A 25,407-nucleotide genomic window follows, 5' to 3' on the forward strand; every position below is an offset into this window, starting at 1 on the left:
CATCTTTACATTATTACTGCACCGTCAATGTTAGTAAATACTCTATCATCTCCATCATTCACTGCAGTTACTACGGTATTATTTTTAATGTTTACAATAAATGCGAGATTGTCCACCATGACTAACGACTCTTTGATTCCTTTTTCACTTGCCATTTTCGCTCCTGATTGTAACCGTTCTAATTGAGAACTTGTTAAATCAATATTTCTACTTAATAGGCGCTCATTCGCATGTTTTGAGAATTTAAGTTCCTCATCCTTTGTGGTAGATTGTTGCTCCAATAAGATTTCTTCAAAGCTCTTACCACTCGGCAATATGGAGGATGTCGTTTGCTTATTACTTCTTGGCAGATACCTACTTGCTGCCTGCTCGATGGAGGTAAAGTTTTTATTTATTTGATTCATACTTTTCCTCTTTTCTGCGCTGCTGAAAAGATAATAAATATTATCAAGTTCGTGTGCGCAGCGTAGACACAAACTTACTGAGTGAAAATAATTTACTTTTCTGGTGAAAATGTTTTTCTTTCGGTGAAAATTATTTACTTTTAGTGAAAATGTTTTACTTTCAGTGAAAAAGCTTTACTTTCACTACTGTCGGCGACAAAAATAAGCTGCTTGTTCCACTTATACTAACGTATCTTCTATCTCACCATTTTCATCATTTCCAGTATTCTCGGATTCCTTATTCTCTTCTCCTGATGGCATACTTGTCACTCCAGAATTTACAACCTTAATATGAACCTGATCGGATACTGTAGTATATAAAGCATCATTAAATACAATTGCAGGTTTATATTCTCCGTTTGGTAACGCAGATAAGATATCTTTACTAATTGTAAGTTTATTACCATTCAGTGATACATGTTTTGAATCAAGAATAAGATTGTTAATGATAACAGCAACTTGATTTGCTACTGTTTCGCCTTCTCCAAGGTTAACTTCAAATGTAAGATCACTTGGCTTGTTAGCATCAAATTCAAAGTTTACCTTATCAGGAACCTTTGGTCTACCCTGTTCAATAATATAGTTCTTATCAACAACGGTATACAGCTGACTCATATCATATAATTCGCCATTTACAGAAAGCTGCACTTTTGATTTTGACATATTGATAAAATCAACGGTTCCACTGATATAAGTTGTTCTTCCATTACTGTCTGTAGCATTCAAGATAACATCTTTTCCAACCAACGAAAATGCTTGTGATTTATCAGTTGAAGCTGTTAAGTTTTGCAATTCTTCTAGTTGTGAAAATGTTGCTAACTGAGAAACAAATTCGGTATCAGTACTTGGATTTAAAGGATCTTGGTTCTGCATCTGACATACTAATAATTGTAAGAATGCGTCTTTACCAAGCTCGGAAGATCCCAGTTTCGTTTTGTTTGTTGTTGTAATGGCGGTATTCGTTTGTTCTAAAATACCTTCTTTAACACTACCGATAATTTCTGCCATATTACCCTTTCTGCAAGTTAAGCTGAGGTATCAAAGTTTGAACCAGATAAAACATTCAAATTCTCATTTTCCTCTTCTTCCACTGGAATATCTTCTAAACTATCCAATCGAAGAGCTTTATTTGTTTTTGCTTTTCCTTGCTCACTGTTTTTATTTTCTCCATTCATTTGGCTACTTTGTTGAAATGAAAAGTTAGCTATAGTAACTTCAATTTCTTCAACTTTTAACCCTTGTGCCTCAAGATTTTCTTTTAGCACTTGAATCTGGCTTTCGATTGCTTCTTTCGCAACCTGATTTTGAGTTATGAATGAAGCAGTTAAAACGCCTTCTTTGGAACTTATGTTAAGTTGCACTCTTCCAAGATGTTCTGGATTTAACATCATATCCATAGATGTTTGCGATGGTTTAATTACTACTTTTATTTGTTCGACAATCTGATTTGTTATATCACGCAGCTCCTGAACTGTAGTTAATTCATCAGAAAAATCTGTTCTTGTTGTAACTGTCTGAGTTAACTGATTTAAAAACTGTTCCCCTGATGTTATTTGCTTCTCTGGTGTTTGATCCTTCTTCTGACTATCTGTGGATTGCTTCGTAATACCTTCATCTGAGTGTTTTACCGCAGTAAACTCAAAGTTAACAGAAGTTTCTTCCTTCGAATCTACATCATCCCTTTGTTCCTGTACTTTGACATTGTTATTACTAATACCCTCTACAGGTTTCTCAGTATTCATATCATCCTCGGATTGTCCTAGAATAGTTGCAAATTCTTTCTCCATGTTTTGTAGTGCTAAAACATCCTCTTGCTTAATTCCACATTGATCCATAATTTGATCAAGTGAGTCCAATAACTGATTTAATGACTGATTTAAATTTTCATCGGTCAAAAGAATAGTGATATCTTCAGTACCAGCACTAGCAAGGGTTAATTGCTTTAAACTCTCAGGATTTAATAAATCCAGCATGGAAATCCCCAGAATACTCATAAATTCGGTTAATTCTTCTTCGGTAATGGAAAGAGTCTTAAGAATTGTTTCCTTTACTTCCTCCACAGCTTTCGTAATACTATCTGTTTGATTCGTTAAATCTTGCTTCTCTGTTTGACTAGTCACCGAATTTGTATCGGAAGTATTACTCTCTTTAGCCACAGGTACCTTCGTAGCTTCATTATTAACTACTGTTGTATTATCCTTCGGTGCTATTTTAGTATTATCCTTTGATACTTTCGTAGAAGAGCCTTTATTCTTATCTTGAAAAGTAGTTTTAACTGGTTCTGCCTTTGACTTCGCCTCAGTGCTTCCCTGTAACATCTTATCAAAAGACATCGTCTTTGGGCTATTCGTAGTCTTACCTTCAAAAGCTATAGAGCTTAGTAAACTTGCAGTATCTACTCCACCTATTGATTGCATCTGCATCGTGTTCCTCCTTTCTTACATTTTTATTTATGTTAAGCTTATTAAGCTTTAGCTCAACAAGCCGTTGCTTGTTTTGCTTTCACCATGTCTTGCATTCGCGTATCAAACTATTGCTTGTATGCTTTCGCTAGTCATGCTTTCGCGTATCAAACTATTGCTTGTCTTGCTTTTGCTTTTGCTTATTAAGCTTTTCATACCGTATAAAATACCTTAGATTTTTACGCTAATATCTTAATTTGTTAAACTTGCCTTTATACTATTTAGCTTATCTTCATCCATGTCAGCCATTTTTTTGAATATTTTCGCTGAATAGAGCTTATTCATCTTATCAAAGATAGCTGCACTTTCATCTGCTTTCATGCTAAGTAATACTTTTGCGGTCCATTCAATATCTGCTGTCATCTCCTCAATTACTTGAGCAGCTTGAGTAGGTTTCATCGTTTTGATAATTTTTGCTTTCTCTATAATGCTAGCATCATATTGCAATTGTTCTAATACCAAACGGTAAATTTCTTCTGCTGTTGATGGGTTGATTTCTTCGTAGTATTTTTTATATTCTTCAATACTCGGAGCCTTGTTATTAAAAACAACGTTTTTATCAAATGCCTTTACTCGATTCTCAAAAGCAAGAACATTATCTTCAAATACTTTTAATCTTGCAACTTCAGCTTCTAATTGTGCATTCCTATCCGTGTATGTTTTACTCGATTGTAATGCAGTATCTAACTCAACTTCTAGTTCTTTAATTCGGTTAACCGCATCTGTAATACTTTCATAAGGATAATTTTCTTCCCATATCAGCTGTTCTTCCGTAACCGGAGGCAATAACATTTTCAATATCGGAACATTCTTGAATGACGGACGCAATGAAGTACCGATGCCACCAACATCTAAGCGTAACAATACTCCTAAGAGAAGAAGCCAGATCAACATAATACCAACAACCACAAGAATCGTTGCCAGCGTACCATTTGATTTTTTCTTCTTATCCGACTCATCACGTTTCTTTCTTGCCATTATACGTTCTCCTTTACTTTCTTGCCGTATTGGAAGCTGACTAGTTCATCAATTTCCTTCATTTCTTCCCCCACATATTCTTTGATATAACCTTCAAAGGCGTTTTCTCTAAGTTTATCATGGGTTTTTCGTTCAATCATTGCATCCTTAAGTCTTTGCATCGCTAACTCTACCGCTTGCTCTGCTTTTACAACAGCCTTACTTTGCTGCTTTATAAACTGCTTCATTGACTCTATCGCATCTTCTAATCTTCGAATATTTGCAATGTTAAGTGTCGAAGACATAGCTTCCTTTATCTGAAATTCATAGGAATCTTTTCTCTCTACTAACTCCATTAACTTATGCTCTTCTTCCATTAATTTAGCTTTTGCAATACCATAATTATTTTTTTCTTGCTCTTCTAGCTTATTTTTTATGTTTAATATACTTTGCATCGGATAGACGAACTTCTTCATAACTGTCCTCATTCCTGCTCACACATTCATGCGTGTGCTTTTCTGCGTATCCTTCGTTTGTATTTTTTAGCAAACACAAAATTATTCAATTTTATCTGATTAATCTTCGAATATACTTTCTAATTTATGAATGGTATCCTCAAAATCCGCTTTATCATCAACTTGTTGGCATAAAAACTCATTAACCTGTTCAATCTTTCTCATGGAATAGTCAATATTTTTGTTTGTACCAGGTTTGTAGGCTCCGATATTTATCAAATCCTCTGCATCCTGATATGTTGCCAATACCATTTTTAACTTACCTGCAAGTTTTTTATGTTCCGAAGTTGCAATTGCACTCATAACACGAGAGATACTTGCCAATACATCGATTGCTGGATAATGATTCTTTTGCGCCATTTTTCTAGAAAGCACAATATGTCCATCTAAGATACCTCTTGCTGTATCAGTAATTGGCTCATTAAAATCATCACCATCTACTAAAACAGTATAAAGCCCTGTAATAGAACCTTTGTCACTATTACCTGCTCTTTCTAGAAGCTTTGGCATCTCAGAGTAAACACTTGGAGGATATCCTCTCGAAACAGGTGGTTCTCCACTGGCTAATCCAATTTCTCTTTGGGCCATTGAAAATCTTGTTAACGAGTCCATCATTAACAAAACATCTTTTCCTTTGTCTCTAAAATACTCTGCTATCGCTGTAGCAGTTTTCGCTGCCTTTTTTCGTATAAGAGCTGGCTTATCCGAGGTTGCAATTACTAAGACAGAACGCTTCACGCCTTCCGGTCCTAGATCCCTCTCGATAAATTCTTTTACTTCCCTACCACGCTCTCCGATTAATGCAATTACGTTGATATCAGCTTTCGTATTCCTTGCAAACATACCAAGTAATGTACTTTTTCCAACACCACTACCTGCAAAGATACCAATACGCTGCCCTTTTCCTATCGTTAACAAGCCATCAACAGCTCTAACCCCGAGTGATAATACCTCTCCTATCAATTCCCTGTCCATAGGATCTGGAGCTTTTGCATCAACAGGATAACTTTCACTTAACGAAAGAGTGCTCATATCCATGGGATTTCCTAAACCATCTAGCGTTTGACCAAGCAATTCATCACCGACTTTTACAAGCAATGGTTCTTTTTTGTTTAATACCATACTACCAACACCAATACCTGTGATGTCATCGTATGGCATAAGCAAAAGTTTATCGTCTCGAAAGCCAATTACTTCTGCCTTCACTACTATGCTTTTGTCTTGTGAAATAATTTCGCAAAGGTCATTAACACTGGCGTCAGGCCCGATAGATTCCACCGTTAGTCCAACTACCTTTGTTACCTTACCCAAACGGTTTGCATATGATTTCATTAGAAGTTCTTCATACTTGTTAAAATCTATCATTATAAACTCCATTCTGTCACAATTCTGCACACTTGAAATCATGTCTGTTTAGTAGATATATGTGCCGAAGAAGAAGCAGGCACAAGCAATGCATGAAATTCTATTCACACTTCCAAACATGCCCGCTTAGTAGGCCGGATATATGTACCGAGGATTATGCAGGAACATATATCCGTGTGAAGTTTTAGAATTTCTTAGGCGGCGTCACTTGGCGCCTTAGAAATTCTCTTCACACTTACCTGCCAGTAATTTCATGTCAGTCATTAAATTCTTTAATTGGACATCCAAACTACAATCAATGACACGACTATCTGTCTCTATTAGACACTGACCTTTGTTAAGAAGACGATCCTCCACAATTTCAAGTTCCGTATTCTCTTTCAGTTTCGAGGCAATTTCGTCTTTCTTAGAATGAACTGTTTCAAAATCATCACGAGAAACTCGAATTAGGTAGGAGTTACTGTTTTCTATCGTAAGAAACTCCCGTTCAATCAAATGATAGATGATTTCCTTTTTATTCTCTATTAAAACTCCAGTAAAATGCTTCATAAAATTAAGAAATAAATCGATAAAGGAAGGTTCTAAATCTCTTACCTTTTGTTCATATTCTTCTTTCAAACGATTCTTTTCTGCATTTAATTCGTCAATTTTTTTCTGTTGCTCCACCAAAGCCTCTTGTAAGCCTTGTTCATATCCTTCTTGCTTTGCCTTTTGCACGATTTCAATTTTTATCTTATCTGCATCAAGCTTTGCTTGATTTATCATATGAGCAACTTCAGATTTTGCCTGTTCAATAATCTGCTGTGATTGTTCCACCAGCTTACGATTATTTTCAAGCATCTGCTCTTCTGATTGTCTAATCAAATCTTCTTCGTTTGGCTCATCTTCCTCTGATATTGCCTCAACTTTTATTGCTGACAACCCTTCGACAAATCCTTCCTTACCACACGCAATCTCGCTTGTGACTTCGGTTCTGTTTATTATACTGTCTAAAAACTTCTTAATATGTTCTTCCGATAGGGAATTTGTATCAATTACCTTTTTTTCTTCTTCATACCGAATCGAATATGCCTTTATCACATTAGACAACGATCTCGTCACCCCCACCTCTGGAAATGATGATTTCAGCAGAGTCTTCCAGCTTTCTTATAATATTAACAATCTTCTGTTGAGCTTCTTCAACATCTTTAAGACGTACAGGTCCCATAAATTCCATATCTTCTCTAATCATTGCAGCAAGACGCTTACTTAAGTTATTGAAGATAATGCTCTGTACTTCTTCTGTTGTACTCTTAAGGGCAACTGCAAGCTCGTTGTTATCCACTTCACGAAGCACACGCTGTATGGATTTGTCATCAAGCGTAATAATATCTTCGAATACGAACATCTTCTTTCGAATTTCGTCTGCAAGTTCTGGTTCTTCGAGTTCCAAATTCTCCAGAATATGGCGCTCTGTACCACGGTCAACTGTATTTAAGATATCAACGATAGCATCGACACCACCTGCAATTGTGTAATCCTGATTTACCAAGGAGGATAACTTTCTCTCTAATACTCGCTCTACTTCTTTAATTACATCAGGTGACGTACGATCCATCTGAGCAATACGTTTTGCAACATCTGCCTGCTTATCAGGCGTTAACGATGAAATAATCGTTGCTGCCTGTCCTGAAGAAAGATAAGATAAAATAAGTGCTATAGTTTGTGGATGCTCGTCTTGAATAAAGTTTAATAATTGATTAGCATCTGTTTTTCTAACAAACTCGAACGGACGCACTTGTAAGGATGCAGTAAGTTTTCCAAGTACTTCTTTTGCTTTCTCTGCTCCCAAGGCTTTTTCAAGTAAGTCTTTCGCATAAGTAATACCACCCTCAGCAATATACTGCTGAGCAAGGCATACCTGATAGAATTCATCAAGAATCGCCTCCTTAGTAGAAGGAGCGATACTTCTTGTATTAGCTATCTCCAAGGTAAGTTGTTCAATTTCATCTTCTTTTAAATGCTTAAATATATTTGCTGAGCGTTCCGGTCCTAATGCAATCAGAAGGATTGCAGATTTTTGAACACCTGTAAATTCTGATGATACCTGCTTTAAAGCCATATCTTTCCTCCTTAATCAACCCCAACCGTCTGTTAACCAATTACGAAGCAAATTAGCAACTGCTTCTGGATTTTCATCCACGAATTTTTCAATCATACGTCTGGTCTCTGATTTTTCACTAAATTCAATATCATCTAAGGATTGATTTTCTTTTGTAGTAGCTAATAGCTGCTCTACTGATAATTCCGGTTCAATTTCGGTTACCTCTACCGGTGCCATACCACGGAATACCACAAAGATCAATAGACCTAAAATTAATGCTGCAAGTATAATCTCAAGTATTAACTGCCAGTTTACATCAGACTTTGGTGTTGGGATAAAGTTCGGAACTTCCCACATAATCAGAGAAATATTATTCTCATTAAGTCCAGTTGCATTTGCAAACAAAGTATAATATTCTTTGCTTACATCTAGTTGTTTTGGTTCACTGTTATTAAGTACATATTCCTCAAAGGTCGTTCCATTTAAAAGACCCAAGAGTTTTAAATCTTCTTCTTTGATATCCTTCACACGTTTTAACGCGATTGCAACCTTTGACGTATCGACATTTACAATACCCCAGCCCTTTAGCGTCTTGGTAAGTTTCTCACTAGGAAGATAAGAAATATTTAATTCATCATAACTGCTTTTACCGGATTTCTCAGTCTGTATGTAGTAATCGGTATCTGTATTTGAGTCAGTTCCTGGAATATCTCCGTTAGAACCTTGATTTTCTGACGATATTTTTTGATAAGATTGATATAACCCTTGCTCTAAACCTTCTCCTGCAAAATACTCACGAATTTCTTCTGTAGTCTTATCAAAATTTATATCAAGTGCGAAACTTGGCTCTACATAATCAAAACCGTTCATTAATCCAAAGCGCACTACTCTTTCAGTGTAATCACCTAATACCGCCTGACGAAACTCTAAGTTTTTATTTGTGTATTCACTCTCTTCATCTTCTGGTCCATTGTATAGTAAATTACCATACTGATCGATTACTTTAACCTTATTCGTAGTTTCATTTCCTAAACTATTTGCAACAGTAATTGCAATAGCCTCCGCAGAGGATTTTTTAAATTTACTATTAATTGTAAGAAAGATACTACAACTAATTTCTTTTTCTTGTTCTAGAATACTAGATCTTTTATCGGAAGGTAAATAACTGATTCTTGCATCATCTATTCCTTCCTGTTTCTTTAATAACTCTTCTAAATCACCTTGGTAATATAGATGAAGCTTTGTTTGCTTGTCATAGTTCGTGGTAGACATATCGTTGTTTAGTAATTGTTCTAAGCTTAACTTTGCTTTCGAAGCAATTTCACTATCCGCAATTAATAACTTTGCCTCTGTCTTTTTCGAATTATCTACTAAGACTGTTACACCATCGTCTTTCAATTGATAAGCGATGCCGTTCTCCTTAAGAATATCAATTGCTTGTGACGCCGTTTTGGTATCCTCAAGTTTTATGAGCTCTACATATTCCGTTCTGCCAAGTAGAAAGATAAGAAGTAATAAAGCGCAGATAACGGAACTAACTACGCTAATAATAATTATTTTTTGCTTCTTACTATATTTCTTCCATATTTCTAATAAGCGAACAGGTATCTGTTTTATTCGTTCCTGCATTATTTAACCCTCGTATGCTAAAATTGTAGTTGCATAATCTCCTTGTATGCATCCAAAACCGCGTTGCGAACTGCTACGGTATATTGCAAAGAAATACTTGCTTTGGTCTGCGCTATCTGCAAGTCATGAGTACTATTTGTTACCCCCATCGCATAATCCATTGCTGCCTGTTCTGCTTGATCTGTATACGCTTGTGTTTCTTTTACCATATCAAGTGCAGACTGAAACATCGTCTCAAATGTTTGATTACGATTTTTAATTGCACTCTCAGAACCATTTACGATTCCATTTTTAAGAGAGCCAAGTCCCTGAACAGATGAAATACTAGTGATATCCATTGTTATCCCCTTTCCCTATTTTACTTGCCTACTTCAAGACCTTTTAAAAGCATATTTTTTGTAGCGTTAAAAGCTGTAACATTCGCTTCATAAGAACGTGTTGCACTGATTAAGTTTGTCATTTCAGTCACCGTATTTACATTCGGCATGGTTACATATCCGTCTTGATCTGCATCCGGGTGGGATGGATTGTACACTCTTTTCATTGCTGTTACATGATCTTCTACAATTGCGGTAACCTTAACGCCATTCCCCTGCGTGTCAGAAGCTTTACTAGCAGCTTTTTGTGCTAATACAGTACCAAAGCTACCAGATTCTCTTTCTGAAAATACAACTGTTTTTCTGCGATACGGATTACCATTTTCATCTCTCGTAGTTTCTACGTTTGCAATATTCTGAGAGATAATATCCATTCTAAGTCGTTGAGCCGACATACCACTCGCACTAATATTCATGCCATTAAAAATAGACATTACATTACCCCCCTAATTATCTTGATAACACCATTCTAAGGCGTTGAAATTCCTCAGTCATAGTTTGTAATAATGTGTAATAACGAATTTGATTTTCTGCCACATATCCTTCTTCTACATCAACATCTACGTTATTACCATCGTATCGATAACTTAAATTTGCTCTGTCTGTGTATATTGAACCATCCAGTTTTGATAGATTGGCTTTTGCAACTCGTTTATCCAAATCCTCGTCCCCTTTTAATTCCTTTTTCAAATACGATTCAAAGTTTAAATCTTTACGTTTGTAGTTCGGCGTATCATTGTTGGCTAAATTATTAGATAACAGCTCCTGACGTATCACACTGGCATCTGCAGCTTTATTCAGCATGTTTATATAACCGAATGCGTTCGAACCAATCATTTTTTCTCCCTCTTTCTATCTAGGCACTACGGCCCTAGTAATTTTTTTACAATTTTAAAATACATTCCATAAGCTTTCGCATAGATGTTTTTCCAATATTATGATTGTCTGACATTTTATTCAATAATCTTTTACTATTATAAATAAACGCCCAAAAAAACACAAGGTATATTTAAAATAAATGAAGAATAACACTAGATTTTGTATTTTTTAGTAAATTAATGAATCTTTTTGTCGTATAAACGAATTATAATATTTCTGACAACTTTTAAAAATAAGTAATATGGACTATTAAAACTTCCTTACGATATTATTACGGAAAAAGATCAGCAAAACCTACTGTTTCATAAATTGATTAAAATTACAATAACTACTTTTTTCCTATATAATTTTCGTATATTATTTCAAACAATTTGGCTAATAAATGATTTTTTATTCAATTTTATCAATCAAATGAAATAATTCTGATAAATGAAACTAATTGTATTTCTACAAATACCTGATGTAAAGTAATTGCACTTCTACAATTACCTGATTATGTAAAGTAATACTCAAAAAAACAGACTCATAAGTTGCCTTATAAGTCTGTTATGATTTATTGCATCTGTCATGATTTATTGCATCTTTTTTAATTCATCAAAAACTACATCATTGAGAACTTTAATATAAGTTCCCTTCATACCAGAAGATCTGGATTCAATAACGCCTGCACTCTCAAATTTTCTAAGTGCATTCACAATAACAGATCTTGTAATACCTACACGGTCTGCAATCTTGCTGGCAACTAAGATACCTTCATTTCCTTCTAGTTCATCAAATATATGAGTGATCGCTTCCAATTCAGAGAAAGAAAGTGTGCTAATCGCAGATCGTACAATATGTACCTTTCTGTTTTCTTCCGCATTTTCTTCATTCACGGAACGCATCATCTCAAGCCCTACTACAGTAGTACCATACTCACTTAAAATTATGTCGTCAATTGAATATTGGTCTTTGTTCTTATATAAGAACAAGGTTCCAAGTCTCTCACCGGCGATGTCGATTGGTGTAATAATTGCCTGATAATCATTCACACCGTCAAATTCAAAACCTAAGGTTGCTAAATTTACATTTTCTTTTGTTGATAAAATGTTGAGTAGACGTTCATTCAACATACCGTCGATGTAGCCACCTACTGAATCTTTGATCAATTCACTGATTGGAGTAATATCCGTTCTGTTTTTAATTCCTAGTACTTTTCCCTTCTTGCTAATCACAAGAATATTGGACTCTAAAATGTCACTAAGTACGGAACAAATATCATTAAATACTACCTTGTGTGAGTTATTATTGTGCAATAACTTATTAATTTTTCTGGTTTTATCCAACAATTGTACGCTCATGTAAGAACCCCCGTGACCTTATTTTGGCCTAATTCATAACATACATTTCACATGTGGTATAATATACCTTTAGTCTTGTTACATTCTATCACATTCTTTTTTAAAAAACAATAGTAAATTTCTTATTTTGACACACATTTCATAATTTTGTTTCTGTTATTTTTTAAAAGTTGAGACTTTTTGAAAAAAAATGAGATTGTAGCTAATTCTCTTACAATCTCATTATAAACCATTTTGCAAGTGAAAGTTTTCTAAAAAGTCCGAAGTTATCTCTCATTTACTAATGATTTTGTATCATTCTTACTATTGCTCTTTCTTTTCAGACTTTTAGTTTTGTTCTTTATTCTCTACATGTCCGCAGCCTTCATTGACACAAACTAGTTTTTGTCCTTTTTCTACCATAATTCCATTGCAGATTGGACATAACTTACCGGATGGTTTTTGCCAAGACATGAATTCACATTCTGGATTATTCTCACAGCCATAAAATCTACGGCCTTTTTTCGTTTTCTTTATAATAATATCACTACCGCATAATGGACATGCAACACCGATTTTTTCAAAGTAAGGTTTTGTATTTCTGCAATCCGGAAATCCAGGACAAGCTAAGAATTTTCCGTGTGGACCATATTTAATAACCATATTTCTTCCACATTCAGAACAGATAACGTCAGTCTTTTCATCTTCAATAGTTATTTGCTCCAATTGCTTTTCGGCATCTTGTACTGCACTTTCTAAGTCAGGATAGAAATTACTTACTACTGTCTTCCAGTTTACAACTCCATCTTCAACACCATCTAATAAAGCTTCTAAATTTACTGTGAAATTTACATCAACGATGGTAGGAAAAGCTTGTTTCATTATTCGATTAACAGCTTCTCCAAGCTCTGTTACATAAAGGTTTTTATTTTCTTTGATCACGTAACGTCTTGCAATGATGGTGGTTATCGTCGGTGCATAAGTACTTGGTCTACCAATGCCTAACTCCTCTAGTGTCTTTACTAATGCAGCCTCTGTATAATGTGGTGGTGCTTGCGTAAAGTGTTGACTAGAGTTGAATTCTTCAAATGTTAATTGTGTCTCCTCAGACAAGGACATCATATTAGAAGTTGTGTTTTCTTCCTCTTCATCCTCACTCGCGTAAACAGCCATGAACCCATCAAATATAAGCTTAGAGGATGCAACTGTAAAACGATATCCATTTCCATCGATTTTCGCTGTTGAAGTCTCATACTTCGCTGGTTGCATACGACTTGCAATAAATCTCTTCCATATTAACTGGTACAAACGAAATTGCTCTCTGCTTAGTGACTCTTTTACAATTACCGGCGTTAAATCTACATAAGTTGGTCTTATTGCTTCATGAGCATCTTGTATCTTTTTCCCGGTTGTTTTATTAACGTCCTGGCTGTTTACATATTCTGGTTTGTACTGAGTTTTTATAAATTCTCTTGCCGCTGTATCTGCTTCTTCCGAAACTCTGATAGAGTCTGTACGTAAGTAAGAGATCAAACCAATCGTTCCATGCCCTTTTACATCTACACCTTCATATAACTGTTGAGCGATACGCATTGTTTTTTGAGTGGAAAAGTTTAATAATTTTGCAGCCTCTTGTTGTAAGGTACTTGTAGTAAAAGGTAGCGGAGACTTCTTCTGACGTTCTCCACGCTTTACTTCCGTAATTTTAAACTGAGCACCTTTTAAATCTGCTAATATTTTATCCATCTCTTCTTTGGATTCTATAGAAATCTTCTTTTTTGTATCTCCATAGAATTTAGCAACCAATGACTTTTTTTCACCTTTTACTTTAAAAGAAGCATCTAGGTTCCAATATTCCTTAGGAACAAAATCGTTAATTTCCTCTTCACGGTCACAGATGATTCGAAGTGCTACTGACTGTACTCTACCAGCACTTAATCCTCTCTTTACCTTTGCCCAAAGGAGCGGACTAATTTTATAACCAACCATTCGATCTAACATTCTTCTTGCTTGCTGGGAATCCACGAGATTCATATCAATATCGCGAGCTTCTTTAATCGAATTTTTAATTGCGTTCTTTGTGATTTCATTGAAGGTAATTCGACTTGCGCTCTTATCATCTAACTTTAACGTTTGTGATAAATGCCAAGAAATCGCTTCTCCTTCACGGTCAGGGTCAGTTGCGAGATAAACTTTATCTGCCTTTTTTACTTCCTTACGGAGTTTTGCTAGCAAATCTCCTTTTCCACGAATCGTAATGTATTTAGGTTCAAATCCATTCTCAACATCGATTCCCATTTGACTTTTTGGTAAATCCCTTACATGACCGTTTGATGCAAGAACCTCATAATTATTTCCTAAAAATTTTTTTATTGTTTTTGCCTTTGCAGGTGATTCCACAATTACTAAATATTTTGGCATTGATAAACTCCCCTCATATATATCAGTAGACTTTAATCTCCGTCGAAACAATTTACAAAGATTATTATCTAACCTTATTCTCTATTCTATAGACATTTTCATATTTTCCCATTTTTTTAGCTCTAAACTCAAATAATCATATACTATTTCTAATTGGCTTTCAAGTAAAATTTTAATAAATAAATGAATGATAGTATAACAAATTCCGATAATATACCCTATATCTCATAATATACCAACAATTCTTCAAGAGAATCTTGGCCTTTTTTCGTTACAAGTATATGAATTATCTTATTTATTTATTAATAAATTTTAAAATATTCTTTCGATATGTTTTATTTATTCCTTATTATATAAGAAGAATTTATGGTGAAGGCATGTGTCATATACCTGTAGATGCTATCATAAAGCATTTTACTCTTGTTTTCAACACATATGATATATGATAAAGCAAAAAAGGATAAAGAGAAAGGTATAATTTCTTTTCCCCACTCTTTACCCCGAACAATCTTAATACGTTGATAATGAATACTTCTATATATATCTTATTGCAATATGTAAATGTTGTAACCCCTCCCCAATGGAATTTTAGATGAACCTACATACAATTTTTTCCTCATTGTTGATAGTCATTATTAACAAATATGATTTAATTCTAATTTGAAATATCTATTTAATCTAGTAGTGGTCTTGAAATCTTTCCAATATATTGTTTGATTTGTCCGCTAGGTTAGATATTTTATACGTTTAGGCAAAAAAGGGTAAAGAGAAAGATTCAATTTCTTTTACCCCTTGGTTACATTATATTCAATTGAATATAATACGTAAAAATTCATCTCCTTATTTTTATGCTATTCATATGTTTTATACCTATTATAACACGAATTTAATAACTATTAACAACACTTAATGTTATAGAAATGCAATCCTAACTGCTCTTTGTAATATGCGCAAAACATAAGGCAAGTCCTTAACAAGAACAAAAACTCCCCTTCATTACATTGTCCTTACATACTGCTGCCCAGATATCATTCTCACATACTGTTTGCTTTCCAATTCAAACAAAACTTCTAATAACTGTCCTTGATTTAAATTTGTTTTCATTAATAACTCTTCAACATGAATTGCCTCATGAGATAAGAAAGAGTAAACTAGTTGTTCTACTTCAGTTAATCCTTCCTTCGTTGAGTTAATCTCTCTTGTAGTAACGCCTAACAGAGAAGAATACTGATTTCTAAGCTCCACTAGAATGTCCTCTGGACTTAACACTAATTTAGCTCCGCTTTGAATTAATAAGTTGCAGCCTTTGGATAACACATCGGTTAGCTTTCCGGGCAACGCAAATATGTCCTTTCCTTGCTCTAACCCACTGTCTACCGTAATCAATGTACCACTTTTTTCTCTAGCTTCCACTACTAATATTCCATCAGAAAGTGCAGCTATAATTCGATTTCTTAAAGGAAAATGATACGGTAACGCTTTAGATCCTATCGGATACTCCGAAAGAATTCCACCATGTAAATTGACCTCTTGATACAGTCCATAATTTTCTCTAGGATAGCACAAATCAAGTCCATTACCGATTACACCATAGGTTTTACCACCGCAACTTAATGCACCGCTATGAGCCATGCCATCCACACCCCTTGCAAGTCCGCTGATGATTTGTATTCCAAACAGACTTAATTCTTTTGAAAAATAATAAGCAGCGTCACTGCCATAGGCACTACAGTTTCTAGCTCCAATGACAGCGATGGAGGGAAGGTCATCTTTTGGTAACTCTCCACGATAATATAGAAACCAAGGTGCATCATAAAGTTTTTTTAATTTTTCTGGATATTCTTTATCTTCTATACAAATAAAATGAATCCCACGCTTTTTCGTATAATTATATTCATTTTCTAATTCTTCCATCGAATATTTTTTATTTAGATAAGATATTACTTCTTCTTTTAAGCCAAGCTTCAATAACTCCTCTTGTTTGGCTTGATAAACGCCCTCAATGGAATGAAATGCGTATAATAACATAACAATCGTCTTATGTCCTATCACTTCGTTTTTCGATATCCAATACCACAGTAATCGATTCCTTTTTATACAATCCATCTAAACTTCCCCCCAATACTTTCTATCTACGCCCCGATATCCGATTGCTTCTATTAAATGATGCTTTTCGATAGAATCCTTCCCCTCTAAATCCGCTATGGTACGAGCAACTTTTAAAATACGATGATATGCTCTTGCACTTAAGTTCATTGAAGTAAACGCCTGTTCTAAAATCTTTTGTTCTTTATCTCCAAGTGAACAGTACTTTTTTACTTCTGAGGGTGAAAGTTGAGAGTTGAAATACTTACCACTTTTTTGGTAGCGGAATAACTGTCGTTCTCGTGCTTCTTTAATACGTTCTCTAATTATGGAGGAAGACTCGTTACTCTTTCCATAAGTTAATTCCTTATACGCGATTGGAATCGTTTCAACACAAATATCAATTCGATCTAGTAGTGGTCTTGAAATCTTTCCAATATATTGTTTGATTTGCTGCAGGGAACATTTACACTTACTTCGGTCAGGATAATAACCGCATTTACATGGGTTAAGAGCCGCAACAAGCATAAAATTAGCTGGATATGTATAGGTAGCATGAAGCCTTGATATCGTTACTACCTTCTCTTCTAGAGGCTGTCTAAGCACTTCTAAGGTCCGATTATCAAACTCTGTTAGTTCATCTAAAAATAATACTCCATGGGCTGCTAAACTGATTTCTCCAGGTCTTGGACATCGTCCTCCACCAATGAGTGCTGTTTGAGTAATCGTGTGATGCGGGGACCGAAATGGCCTTTCTAAGATCAAAACACGATTATTATCAAGTTGTCCAGATACACTATAAATTTTAGATATATCAAGACTCTCTTCAAAGCTTAATTCAGGCATAATAGAGGGAATTCTTTTTGCTAGCATCGTCTTACCAGAACCAGGTGTCCCAATCATCATGATATTATGTTGACCAGCAACAGAAACCTCAATAGCCCTTTTTGCTGTTACCTGACCAACAATATCAGAAAAATCCAGAGTATTTCTTTCCTCTTGCTCCATAAACAATGAGGTAACATCTAAAAACTCAGGAAGTATTGTCATCATGCCAGATACCAACTCCACAGTTAGGCTAAGGTTTTCGACTCCAATCACCTCAATTCCGCTCACTACTGCACCCTCTTTTGCATTATCCTTCGGTACAATACAGCGTTTAAAACCTTGTTTTTGTGCAGTACAAATAAGTGGAAGGATTCCATTTACACGATGAATCTTTCCATCTAAACTAAGTTCTCCAATAAATAAAGTTTGTTCCAAATAATCGTTGGGAATATAACCGGAAGCGGTTAGAATTGCTATGGCGATTGCCAAATCGAAGGCAGTTCCCTCTTTTTTTACATCAGCTGGTGATAAATTGATAGTGATATGCTTTGGTGGCAATGAATAACCAGAATTTCGTATTGCCGTTTTTACCCGTTCTTTCGCTTCTTTCACTTCAGAGCCTAAAAATCCAACTAAATCAAAGCTAGGAAGTCCATCACTTACATCTGCCTCTACATTCACGATAAAGGCATCAATCCCATCAATCGCAGCACAAAATGACTTACTAAACATCCAATATCCTTTCCTCTCTCCAAGGAAAGCAAATACCTAAAAATATTATAACAGACAAGTATCTTAGTGACAACGAGTTTTTATTAACAAAGAATAAGCTTATGAGTTTTTATTACCAAAGAATAAGCTAGCTTTTATAAACAAAGAATAAGCACACTTCAGGAATTTTACTTTGTCATTAACATAAAGCATGCTTTATTTATATATCCTTATCATAAGAAAGAGCTTATATCCAATCTCTGGTCTATACCTAAAAAAACCTCCAAATGTTTCTATCCACTTGGAGGTTCTAGTCATTATTACTTTTTAAACATGTTCATGATCGAGTATCTTCTTTAGTTCGTTCATAAAGGTATTGACATCCTTAAATTCACGATAAACGGAAGCAAATCGAACATAAGCAACAGCATCTAAGCTCTTTAGCTTATCCATCACAATTTCACCGATTTTATTACTTGGAACTTCTTTTTCTTCCAAATTAAAAATAGTGTTTTCCACTTCATCAACGAGTGCGTTAATCTGATCTACGGAAATCGGGCGCTTATGGCAGGAACGAAACACACCTGCTTCAATTTTGGAACGATCGTAAGGTTCACGATTATTATCCTTCTTAATTACCACCAAAGGTATCGTTTCTACTTTTTCATAAGTAGTAAAACGTTTAGAACATTCATCACACTGTCTTCTGCGTCGTATTGAACTGCAATCATCTGCTGGCCTTGAGTCAATTACTCTTGTATTTTCTTTTCCACAAAATGGACACTTCATACGGTACCTCCCATTATTATATTAACCCGCACATGCTAACCGTAATCTCCACTTTTATTATATTGAATAAATTCCCATAGGTCAAGCATATAGTCAATCATGTTTTTATATTTTCTTCATATGATAGTAAAAAACGGGAGGATCTATCCAATGCGATTATTTGAAATGCGTAATAAAGAAGTCATAAATTGTAGAGATTGCCTACGATTAGGCTTTGTTTGCGACATTATTTTTGATGCTGTCACTGGATGCATTGAAGCTATCATCGTTCCAGGACCACCAAAAATATGGGGGCTTTTAGGAAGAGATCATGAATATATCATACCTTGGTCATGCATTTGCCAAGTGGGTCCTGACGTCATTCTAGTTGATATTGATGCCACTGAGTGCTTTAAGAAGTGCGGGGCTTAGATACTGAATCATAAATCCCTCTTTACAATCGAACCTTTGTTTCCTATAATAATTATTATGGAGTATACAGCATATTTTAAATCAGATCGATGGCGCTAGAATAGTATATGATCTGAATTTAAGATCTCGAATTACAAATTACAAATTACCATCGGGATTAGCTATATAGTTTATTAGTATCAACTCCCATATTCAATTTATAAATATAAGGAAACGAGAAATATGAGTAAAAATGAACGACTAATTTTTCATGTGGATGTGAATAGTGCCTTCTTAAGCTGGGAATCTGTACATCGTTTAGCAGCGGATCCCGAGTCGATTGACTTACGTACCATCCCTTCTGCTGTTGGTGGTGACAAACAAAGCAGGCACGGTATCGTTTTAGCAAAATCCACCCAGGCAAAATCTTTTGGCATTGTTACTGGGGAACCACTAACTCATGCACTTCAAAAGTGTCCCTCTTTGGTAGTAGTACCCCCTAATTTTGAAGTATATACAAGATATTCAGAACGATTAATGAATCTATTATCAGAATATACACCTACTTTGAACCAATTTAGTATTGATGAAGCGTTCCTTGATATGACTGATACTTATCATCTCTTTGGTGCTCCTATGGATATCGCGAATCAAATTAGAGATCGAGTATTGAAGGAATTAGGTTTTACTGTAAACATTGGAATTTCTACCAATAAACTACTTGCTAAGATGGCTTCCGACTTTAAAAAACCGAATCTTTGCCACTCCTTATTTCCATCTGAAATACCAGAAAAGATGTGGCCTCTTCCTGTTGAGGAATTGTTTTTTGTCGGAAAATCCGCGAAAGCCAAATTTGGTATCTTAGGAATTCGCAGTATTTACGATTTAGCACATACGAATGTAAATATCCTAAAAACACATCTAGGAAACAAATATAGTGCTCTAATCCATGAATACGCGAATGGTATCGATGAAGAACCAGTTGAAGTTACTGATCCTAAGGCAAAAGGTTGTGGAAACAGTATCACATTAAGTCAAGATGTCATTGATAACGCAATTGCAAAACAAGTCTTACTAGCATTAAGTGAAACCGTTGGTGCAAGGCTACGCTCCTCTAATGTTTCATGTAGCTGCATTACTGTTGAAATTAAATATACTAATTTCCAAACCTATACCCATCAAACAGTCTTACCACATCAAACGAACACGACAGCAACTATTTATGAGGCTGCTTGTCGTTTATTTGATGAATTTTGGGACAACTCACCGATCCGTTTACTAGGTATTCGAACTACCAAACTAGACGATACAGACTTTTCACAGATCAGTCTTTTTGATAACAACCAATCGGATAAGTTTAAGAAACTTGATTCTGCTATTGATTCTATCCGTAATAAATATGGTATTGATTCCGTAAAAAGAGCTAGTTTTTTAAAGAAGGGTTGAATGAAAAGTTAAATTCCAGTGTAAAGTTAAATTCCAGTATGCAGGCTAAATTCCATTTTATCTAGGTTTGAGCTATATTATAAATAAAAAAAATATAGTATAATAGGCTAACAGGAATGATCGGAATAAAAAAACTGCATGGCAAACAGACGACTGGAGAGTTTTGTGCAAGACTAAATTCCACCCGTCAGGGATAGGATATTGACGATTCTTCATCCGCAGATTGGCTAAAAGTTATGGGTTACTTTTTCAGCAGTTCGGGGGTCAGTATGATATCATTGGGTGGTATCTCCCTTAGTCCGAATGCATATACTGCATTATTATCAAGCAGCATTTGGGCCAGTTTAATGGGGGCTAGACCATTTAAGCTGGCTCTTGCTGTACTATTGATATGACTTGCAAGTTTTGTAACATCCCATTGGGTGAGGGTGTCAAATGTAGAACCTTTCGGAAGGACATAACGTATAAATTCATGGTTCTTTTCGATACCAGGTTTCTGCCATGATGCCATGGGGTCACAATAATAAATAGATGTTCGAATGACATTATCGATTCCAGTTTCAAGTTCATCAGGCTTTAAAAATTCGCCCCCCCTGTCAGTTAAGATAACAGGAAAGGTTTTGCAAAACCCAAGTGTTGAAATTTTTTCTTCAAGACGGTCAAATACTTTTTTAACAGATGTAGTTGTTTTATCCGGAAGAAGGTAGATCAACATCAGTTTACAGTTTCGGAAAAACAGGGTAAGAAATACCTTGTGACTACCTTCGCAACCAACTACGGTATCCATTTCCACAACATTTGAATCAGGATAGGCTTGTATATAGCTAAGAAAATCTTTGTAGGAGCGACCTTCAAAAATACCTTTATCATTGATTTCTGATGGATGAAGTTTACGGAGTTTGTACTTTACTTTCCGGGGGAGATCGAGATTTTTTACGGAAAGAGCACCAGAGGCTATGTAATTATAGATTGTTTTTTCAGTGCATTTAATTTCAGGATGGCTTTGAACAATCTGATAAGGGCTCTGTCCCTGTAGGATTAAAGGTGAAACTATACTATCCATAAGCTTAAGGTCTACCTCCGATATATTGATTCCGTTTCTGGATTCAACCAAAATAGTCTTATATTCCTTATTTGAGGTAACAGCTTTGTAGAAGTATTTATCAAGCCTACATTGAACCTTTTTCGGGCAACCATTACAGACATAGGGGTATTTCAAAATCGTCGAACATACCTCTACGACAAATTTAATGCAATGAGCATTACATTCGATACAGGAACTACACTGCTTCTTGCATGGGATTGAGCGATTGCAGACATTTCTGAGCTTGCAATCACGACGATCAGTACAGTGGTTGAAGTTAATGAAATCATTTCTGGGATTTAATATGCGGTGCTTCCTAACCTCTTTGGAAATGGTAGATGGATCCTTGCAAATATACTTAGCGATTTCACTAAAGGGCATGTTGTTATCCAAGGATTTTTCAATGTAAACTCTGTTATCTAATGTAAGATGTTTTTGATTCCCGGGTATTAATTTACACATAAATAAACTCCTTTCACTGCGGATTGGGAATACAATCTTATAGTAAAGGAGTACTGGAGTTTAAGAAAGAGTAAATTCCATATTTAATATTTAAAAATGGAATCTAGTTTTTCAATCAACATTTTTTAAAGAAGGACACGATTTGTAATCATAAATTAGGTAAATAAAAAAACATCTTTGAACGTTTTTTCATTCTAAGATGTTTTTTTATCTTCATGATAAGGCAAAGTTAGCAAATCGTACTTCCCCTTTTTATAGGTAATGGCGCAAAATTTACTATAGACTTAAAAAACCTATGCTTCTTCATAACATTTCTTAATATAATCCCTGGATGCAAGTGCATTCTCTGGAACAGAATCCTCCAATAGCATATGAATCATAGGTTTCTTTTCTTTTGCAAGCTTCATAATTAGTGGCAGATTTAATAAACCTTCTCCAACAGCAAGTGGTCTAGACACAATATTTCCATCCTCTACTATAAAATCTTTAATATGGAGAACATCTATTTCTTCACCGATTAATTCAAATGCTTCTTCGATAATTTCATCCTGATTCTTGTAATTGTCAATTGACATCACATTTACAGCATCGAAGATGACCCGTAAATTTGGTGAATTAATGGCATCTAACACTTTTCTCGTTCTTGTAATATCACACATAATATGTTTGTAAACAGGCTCTATTCCAACGATAACACCCATTTTTTCCGCGTATTCTACTACAGGGCGTAAATTATTAATAAAGATATCTAACGCCTCCTCTGAGTGATTTGCGGGCTCATAGGCGTATTCTTCATTTACCGCTCCAGTCTCTGTTCCAACCATTCCACAACCTAGTAAAGAAGCAAATCGAATGTGAGCCTCGTAATTTTTCTGAATTTCGCGTAGTTGTAATTTATCTGGATGACCAAGATTTAAATAACATCCTAATACTGCTACTTGTACCTGATTCTTTGCAAAAACTTCTTTCATGTATAAGGCCATACCTGAAGTCATTGCTTCTCTGTTAACGTTAAAAGCGTCAATAGCCTTTTTTAGTGCAAGCTGCGTACAGCAAAATCCTTTGTCCGCAATATTCTCTACTAAATTATCAAATGGAGCTTTTTCCATATCATGACCACGTATACCAAGTCTCAACATATTAACCTCTATTCTGGCGCTTTAGCGCCTTTTATTTAAATTATTTACTCAGTAGGCCAGATAATTGCGCCGAGGACGACGCTGGCACAAATATCCGTGTGAATTTTTAGAATTTCTTAGGCGGCGTCTTTTGGCGCCTTAGAAATTCTCTTCCCACTCTTCCCACAATCTTACTGTTTGACCGGCCTTTATTTCTACAGCTGTGGCATCATTTACAGATAACCATACAGATGTTGCGGATGGATTATATACAAGATTACCTTTTGCTGTAAATTGGAGTCTTTCTGCTGCTTCTAAATAATCTACGATCTCTATATTAGTAGCATACCAGATATCATCACGATGTCCAACTAGCTTACAAAACTCCTCTATTACCTCCCAGTTATTATGATTGGTAAATTCATAGCTATGTCCCCATACATACATCATATACAGGTACTGTTTCTTCGATAGGCTAACAAATTCTTCCCCAAGCTTTAGTAGATCATGATTATGGTGGCAAGTTGCTTTCCATTCATAAAAATCGGTTGGTAAATTAAAGTCATCACTATTTCCTACGATTCTTGAATACCTAATTCCAAGTCCAGGTAATATCTCTTTAATACGTTTATCATAAGATCCGTTGGGATAGGATAACCCTCTTACTGGATATTCCACCAAACTTTCAAGTCCCTTACGATCTTCGTATATTTGTTCAATAATCATGGTGGAAGGACATCTAGAGATCGTTGGGTGAGTAAATGTATGCGCAGCTACTTCATGACCTTGATAAATTTTATTAATTTCTTCTTTCTTAATACGTTCTGGCTGATCCATTAGTCCAAAATTTAGATGAAAAGTACCTTTAATCCCAAATTCATTAAAGATAGTTAATAATCTCCTATCCTCTTGTTTCCCATCATCATAACTCATGGTCAAAACTTTATGTTTTCCTCCCTGAAAACAGGTATATACTTTATTCATTATCAGCCCTCCTCTGTAGTTCGTATGTAATTTATCTTATCATTATCTAATTTATTATACAATAACATAGTATCTAATAAAGTAAAAAGCCGCCACCAAAGAACCTAGGAAGGAACCCTACCCAAATGGTTAGGTTCCTCGTCGCTTGATTCTTTCAGCAACAGCTTTCATGTTTCCTATCAAATGTACAAATATCATTACTCTTTAATCGCACCGATATTAACACCTTTTACGAAGTACTTCTGACAGAAAGGATAGATAATCATGAAAGGTAAAATTGCTACCATAACGGCTGCACTAAACATTGTATTCTGAGAAATATGCTCGGAAGTGTTTGGTGTATCACCATCCATAATTAAGTTACGTAATTTCTGCTGGAAGTTATATAAACTACTCTTTTGGATGTAAATCTTAAAGTTTGTATAGTCATTCCAGAAAGTTACGGAGAACATCAAACCAATTGATGCAAGCGCTGCTTTGGAAAGAGGAAGTACAATCTTAAAGAATGTGCCCATTGGGGAACATCCGTCAATGGATGCAGCTTCAAACAATCCTTTTGGAATACCCTCAAAGAAGTTACGCATCAATACAAGGTTATAAACATTGATACCAAGTGGTAAGATAACCGCAAATAATGTATCTGTTAACCCTAACTTAGACATAACTAAGAAAGAAGGAACCATACCACCCTCAAAGATCATGGTGAATAGTAAAAGGAAAGAGAATATATTTCTACCTGGCATTTCGTACTGAATTAATACATAAGCACCTAAAGTAGATAGTGTTAAACCAAGGAAAGTACCAGCAATTGTTGTAATACAGGAGATTAAGAATGGTTTATATAAGGATTCATAAGTTAAAATTACCTTATATCCAACCAAACCAAATTCCTTTGGCCATAATCTCATACCATAGCTAGTCTGTAAATCAATAGAGTCAACAAACACTTTCCATAATGGTACTATAATAAATAAACAAATCATGAAAAATAATAAACCATTAAAAATAGGAAAGAGTTTGATTTTTTTTGCTTTTTTCTTAGAATTCATCGTCTACCCCT

The 25,407-nt window shown here is 35.2% G+C and carries 23 protein-coding genes; 2 read left to right on the forward strand and 21 right to left on the reverse strand.

Going from position 1 to position 25,407, the window contains the following annotated elements:
- Positions 1-5: 5 nt before the first annotated feature.
- The 17 genes from CPHY_RS13980 to nrdR form a co-directional block, all read right to left on the reverse strand.
- Positions 6-404 carry a TIGR02530 family flagellar biosynthesis protein gene (locus tag CPHY_RS13980; RefSeq protein ID WP_012200722.1) on the reverse strand — a complete coding sequence of 133 codons (399 nt, stop codon included), beginning with the start codon at positions 402-404 and terminating at the stop codon, positions 6-8.
- A 219-nt stretch (positions 405-623) separates the two neighbouring features.
- Positions 624-1,451, reverse strand: a complete 828-nt coding sequence (locus CPHY_RS20895) for a flagellar hook capping FlgD N-terminal domain-containing protein (RefSeq protein WP_012200723.1) — start codon at positions 1,449-1,451, stop codon at positions 624-626.
- Positions 1,452-1,468: 17 nt separating this feature from the next.
- Positions 1,469-2,866, reverse strand: coding sequence for a flagellar hook-length control protein FliK (locus CPHY_RS13990; RefSeq protein ID WP_012200724.1), 1,398 nt, complete (start codon positions 2,864-2,866; stop codon positions 1,469-1,471).
- A 231-nt stretch (positions 2,867-3,097) separates the two neighbouring features.
- Positions 3,098-3,883, reverse strand: coding sequence for a MotE family protein (locus CPHY_RS13995; RefSeq protein WP_012200725.1), 786 nt, complete (start codon positions 3,881-3,883; stop codon positions 3,098-3,100).
- Positions 3,883-4,338 (reverse strand): flagellar export protein FliJ, encoded by a 456-nt coding sequence (gene fliJ / locus CPHY_RS14000; RefSeq protein WP_012200726.1) that lies wholly within the window; start codon positions 4,336-4,338, stop codon positions 3,883-3,885. The genes CPHY_RS13995 and fliJ overlap by 1 nt, the downstream gene beginning before the upstream one ends.
- Before the next feature lie 99 nt (positions 4,339-4,437).
- On the reverse strand, positions 4,438-5,742 hold the full coding sequence (gene fliI, locus CPHY_RS14005; RefSeq protein ID WP_012200727.1) for a flagellar protein export ATPase FliI: 1,305 nt from the start codon (positions 5,740-5,742) through the stop codon (positions 4,438-4,440).
- Positions 5,743-5,958: 216 nt separating this feature from the next.
- A complete protein-coding gene (locus CPHY_RS20900; RefSeq protein ID WP_242658006.1) occupies positions 5,959-6,822 on the reverse strand; it encodes a FliH/SctL family protein in 864 nt (287 codons plus the stop codon).
- A 1-nt stretch (position 6,823) separates the two neighbouring features.
- Positions 6,824-7,843, reverse strand: a complete 1,020-nt coding sequence (gene fliG, locus CPHY_RS14015; RefSeq protein WP_012200729.1) for a flagellar motor switch protein FliG — start codon at positions 7,841-7,843, stop codon at positions 6,824-6,826.
- 15 nt (positions 7,844-7,858) lie between these two features.
- Positions 7,859-9,454: a flagellar M-ring protein FliF C-terminal domain-containing protein gene (locus CPHY_RS20905; protein WP_012200730.1), complete on the reverse strand. Its 1,596-nt coding sequence runs from the start codon at positions 9,452-9,454 to the stop codon at positions 7,859-7,861.
- A gap of 17 nt (positions 9,455-9,471) precedes the next feature.
- Positions 9,472-9,792, reverse strand: a complete 321-nt coding sequence (fliE, locus tag CPHY_RS14025) for a flagellar hook-basal body complex protein FliE (protein WP_012200731.1) — start codon at positions 9,790-9,792, stop codon at positions 9,472-9,474.
- Positions 9,793-9,812: 20 nt separating this feature from the next.
- Entirely contained in the window at positions 9,813-10,265 is a 453-nt protein-coding gene (gene flgC / locus CPHY_RS14030; RefSeq protein WP_012200732.1) for a flagellar basal body rod protein FlgC, read from the reverse strand.
- A gap of 16 nt (positions 10,266-10,281) precedes the next feature.
- Positions 10,282-10,668 (reverse strand): flagellar basal body rod protein FlgB, encoded by a 387-nt coding sequence (gene flgB / locus CPHY_RS14035; protein ID WP_012200733.1) that lies wholly within the window; start codon positions 10,666-10,668, stop codon positions 10,282-10,284.
- Between the two features lie 614 nt (positions 10,669-11,282).
- Complete coding sequence (gene codY / locus CPHY_RS14040) at positions 11,283-12,050, reverse strand: GTP-sensing pleiotropic transcriptional regulator CodY (RefSeq protein ID WP_012200734.1); 768 nt, start codon at positions 12,048-12,050, stop codon at positions 11,283-11,285.
- A 327-nt stretch (positions 12,051-12,377) separates the two neighbouring features.
- A complete protein-coding gene (gene topA, locus CPHY_RS14045) occupies positions 12,378-14,450 on the reverse strand; it encodes a type I DNA topoisomerase (RefSeq protein WP_012200735.1) in 2,073 nt (690 codons plus the stop codon).
- Between the two features lie 996 nt (positions 14,451-15,446).
- A complete protein-coding gene (gene dprA, locus CPHY_RS14050) occupies positions 15,447-16,556 on the reverse strand; it encodes a DNA-processing protein DprA (protein ID WP_012200736.1) in 1,110 nt (369 codons plus the stop codon).
- Positions 16,557-18,095, reverse strand: coding sequence for a YifB family Mg chelatase-like AAA ATPase (locus tag CPHY_RS14055; protein WP_012200737.1), 1,539 nt, complete (start codon positions 18,093-18,095; stop codon positions 16,557-16,559). It abuts the gene before it with no gap.
- 306 nt (positions 18,096-18,401) lie between these two features.
- Positions 18,402-18,863, reverse strand: a complete 462-nt coding sequence (nrdR, locus tag CPHY_RS14060) for a transcriptional regulator NrdR (RefSeq protein WP_012200738.1) — start codon at positions 18,861-18,863, stop codon at positions 18,402-18,404.
- A 150-nt stretch (positions 18,864-19,013) separates the two neighbouring features.
- On the opposite strand from nrdR, the gene CPHY_RS14065 reads away from it, so the two are divergent.
- Both CPHY_RS14065 and CPHY_RS14070 read left to right on the forward strand, forming a co-directional pair.
- Positions 19,014-19,274, forward strand: a complete 261-nt coding sequence (locus CPHY_RS14065) for a PRC-barrel domain-containing protein (protein ID WP_012200739.1) — start codon at positions 19,014-19,016, stop codon at positions 19,272-19,274.
- A 222-nt stretch (positions 19,275-19,496) separates the two neighbouring features.
- Entirely contained in the window at positions 19,497-20,699 is a 1,203-nt protein-coding gene (locus CPHY_RS14070; RefSeq protein WP_012200740.1) for a DNA polymerase Y family protein, read from the forward strand.
- A gap of 241 nt (positions 20,700-20,940) precedes the next feature.
- Here CPHY_RS14070 and CPHY_RS14075 read toward each other — a convergent pair whose 3' ends face one another.
- From CPHY_RS14075 to CPHY_RS14090, 4 genes are all read right to left on the reverse strand, one after another.
- Entirely contained in the window at positions 20,941-22,245 is a 1,305-nt protein-coding gene (locus CPHY_RS14075; protein WP_012199826.1) for an IS30 family transposase, read from the reverse strand.
- 293 nt (positions 22,246-22,538) lie between these two features.
- Positions 22,539-23,384: a sugar phosphate isomerase/epimerase family protein gene (locus CPHY_RS14080; protein ID WP_012200741.1), complete on the reverse strand. Its 846-nt coding sequence runs from the start codon at positions 23,382-23,384 to the stop codon at positions 22,539-22,541.
- A 138-nt stretch (positions 23,385-23,522) separates the two neighbouring features.
- Positions 23,523-24,347: a polysaccharide deacetylase family protein gene (locus CPHY_RS14085; RefSeq protein WP_012200742.1), complete on the reverse strand. Its 825-nt coding sequence runs from the start codon at positions 24,345-24,347 to the stop codon at positions 23,523-23,525.
- Positions 24,348-24,544: 197 nt separating this feature from the next.
- The gene (locus CPHY_RS14090; protein WP_012200743.1) at positions 24,545-25,396 is read right to left on the reverse strand and encodes a carbohydrate ABC transporter permease; all 852 of its coding nucleotides are present in this window, start codon (positions 25,394-25,396) and stop codon (positions 24,545-24,547) included.
- Positions 25,397-25,407 lie beyond the last annotated feature (11 nt).

This window comes from Lachnoclostridium phytofermentans ISDg (genome assembly GCF_000018685.1).
GTDB lineage: Bacteria > Bacillota > Clostridia > Lachnospirales > Lachnospiraceae > Lachnoclostridium > Lachnoclostridium phytofermentans.

Coding starts and splice junctions, on each gene's coding strand:
- CPHY_RS13980 (WP_012200722.1), bottom strand. CDS start 404: ATGAATCAAATAAATAAAAACTTTACCTCCATCGAGCAGGCAGCAAGT.
- CPHY_RS20895 (WP_012200723.1), bottom strand. CDS start 1,451: ATGGCAGAAATTATCGGTAGTGTTAAAGAAGGTATTTTAGAACAAACG.
- CPHY_RS13990 (WP_012200724.1), bottom strand. CDS start 2,866: ATGCAGATGCAATCAATAGGTGGAGTAGATACTGCAAGTTTACTAAGC.
- CPHY_RS13995 (WP_012200725.1), bottom strand. CDS start 3,883: ATGGCAAGAAAGAAACGTGATGAGTCGGATAAGAAGAAAAAATCAAAT.
- fliJ (WP_012200726.1), bottom strand. CDS start 4,338: ATGAAGAAGTTCGTCTATCCGATGCAAAGTATATTAAACATAAAAAAT.
- fliI (WP_012200727.1), bottom strand. CDS start 5,742: ATGATAGATTTTAACAAGTATGAAGAACTTCTAATGAAATCATATGCA.
- fliG (WP_012200729.1), bottom strand. CDS start 7,843: ATGGCTTTAAAGCAGGTATCATCAGAATTTACAGGTGTTCAAAAATCT.
- CPHY_RS20905 (WP_012200730.1), bottom strand. CDS start 9,454: ATGCAGGAACGAATAAAACAGATACCTGTTCGCTTATTAGAAATATGG.
- fliE (WP_012200731.1), bottom strand. CDS start 9,792: ATGGATATCACTAGTATTTCATCTGTTCAGGGACTTGGCTCTCTTAAA.
- flgC (WP_012200732.1), bottom strand. CDS start 10,265: ATGTCTATTTTTAATGGCATGAATATTAGTGCGAGTGGTATGTCGGCT.
- flgB (WP_012200733.1), bottom strand. CDS start 10,668: ATGATTGGTTCGAACGCATTCGGTTATATAAACATGCTGAATAAAGCT.
- codY (WP_012200734.1), bottom strand. CDS start 12,050: ATGAGCGTACAATTGTTGGATAAAACCAGAAAAATTAATAAGTTATTG.
- topA (WP_012200735.1), bottom strand. CDS start 14,450: ATGCCAAAATATTTAGTAATTGTGGAATCACCTGCAAAGGCAAAAACA.
- dprA (WP_012200736.1), bottom strand. CDS start 16,556: ATGGATTGTATAAAAAGGAATCGATTACTGTGGTATTGGATATCGAAA.
- CPHY_RS14055 (WP_012200737.1), bottom strand. CDS start 18,095: ATGTTTAGTAAGTCATTTTGTGCTGCGATTGATGGGATTGATGCCTTT.
- nrdR (WP_012200738.1), bottom strand. CDS start 18,863: ATGAAGTGTCCATTTTGTGGAAAAGAAAATACAAGAGTAATTGACTCA.
- CPHY_RS14065 (WP_012200739.1), top strand. CDS start 19,014: ATGCGATTATTTGAAATGCGTAATAAAGAAGTCATAAATTGTAGAGAT.
- CPHY_RS14070 (WP_012200740.1), top strand. CDS start 19,497: ATGAGTAAAAATGAACGACTAATTTTTCATGTGGATGTGAATAGTGCC.
- CPHY_RS14075 (WP_012199826.1), bottom strand. CDS start 22,245: ATGTGTAAATTAATACCCGGGAATCAAAAACATCTTACATTAGATAAC.
- CPHY_RS14080 (WP_012200741.1), bottom strand. CDS start 23,384: ATGTTGAGACTTGGTATACGTGGTCATGATATGGAAAAAGCTCCATTT.
- CPHY_RS14085 (WP_012200742.1), bottom strand. CDS start 24,347: ATGAATAAAGTATATACCTGTTTTCAGGGAGGAAAACATAAAGTTTTG.
- CPHY_RS14090 (WP_012200743.1), bottom strand. CDS start 25,396: ATGAATTCTAAGAAAAAAGCAAAAAAAATCAAACTCTTTCCTATTTTT.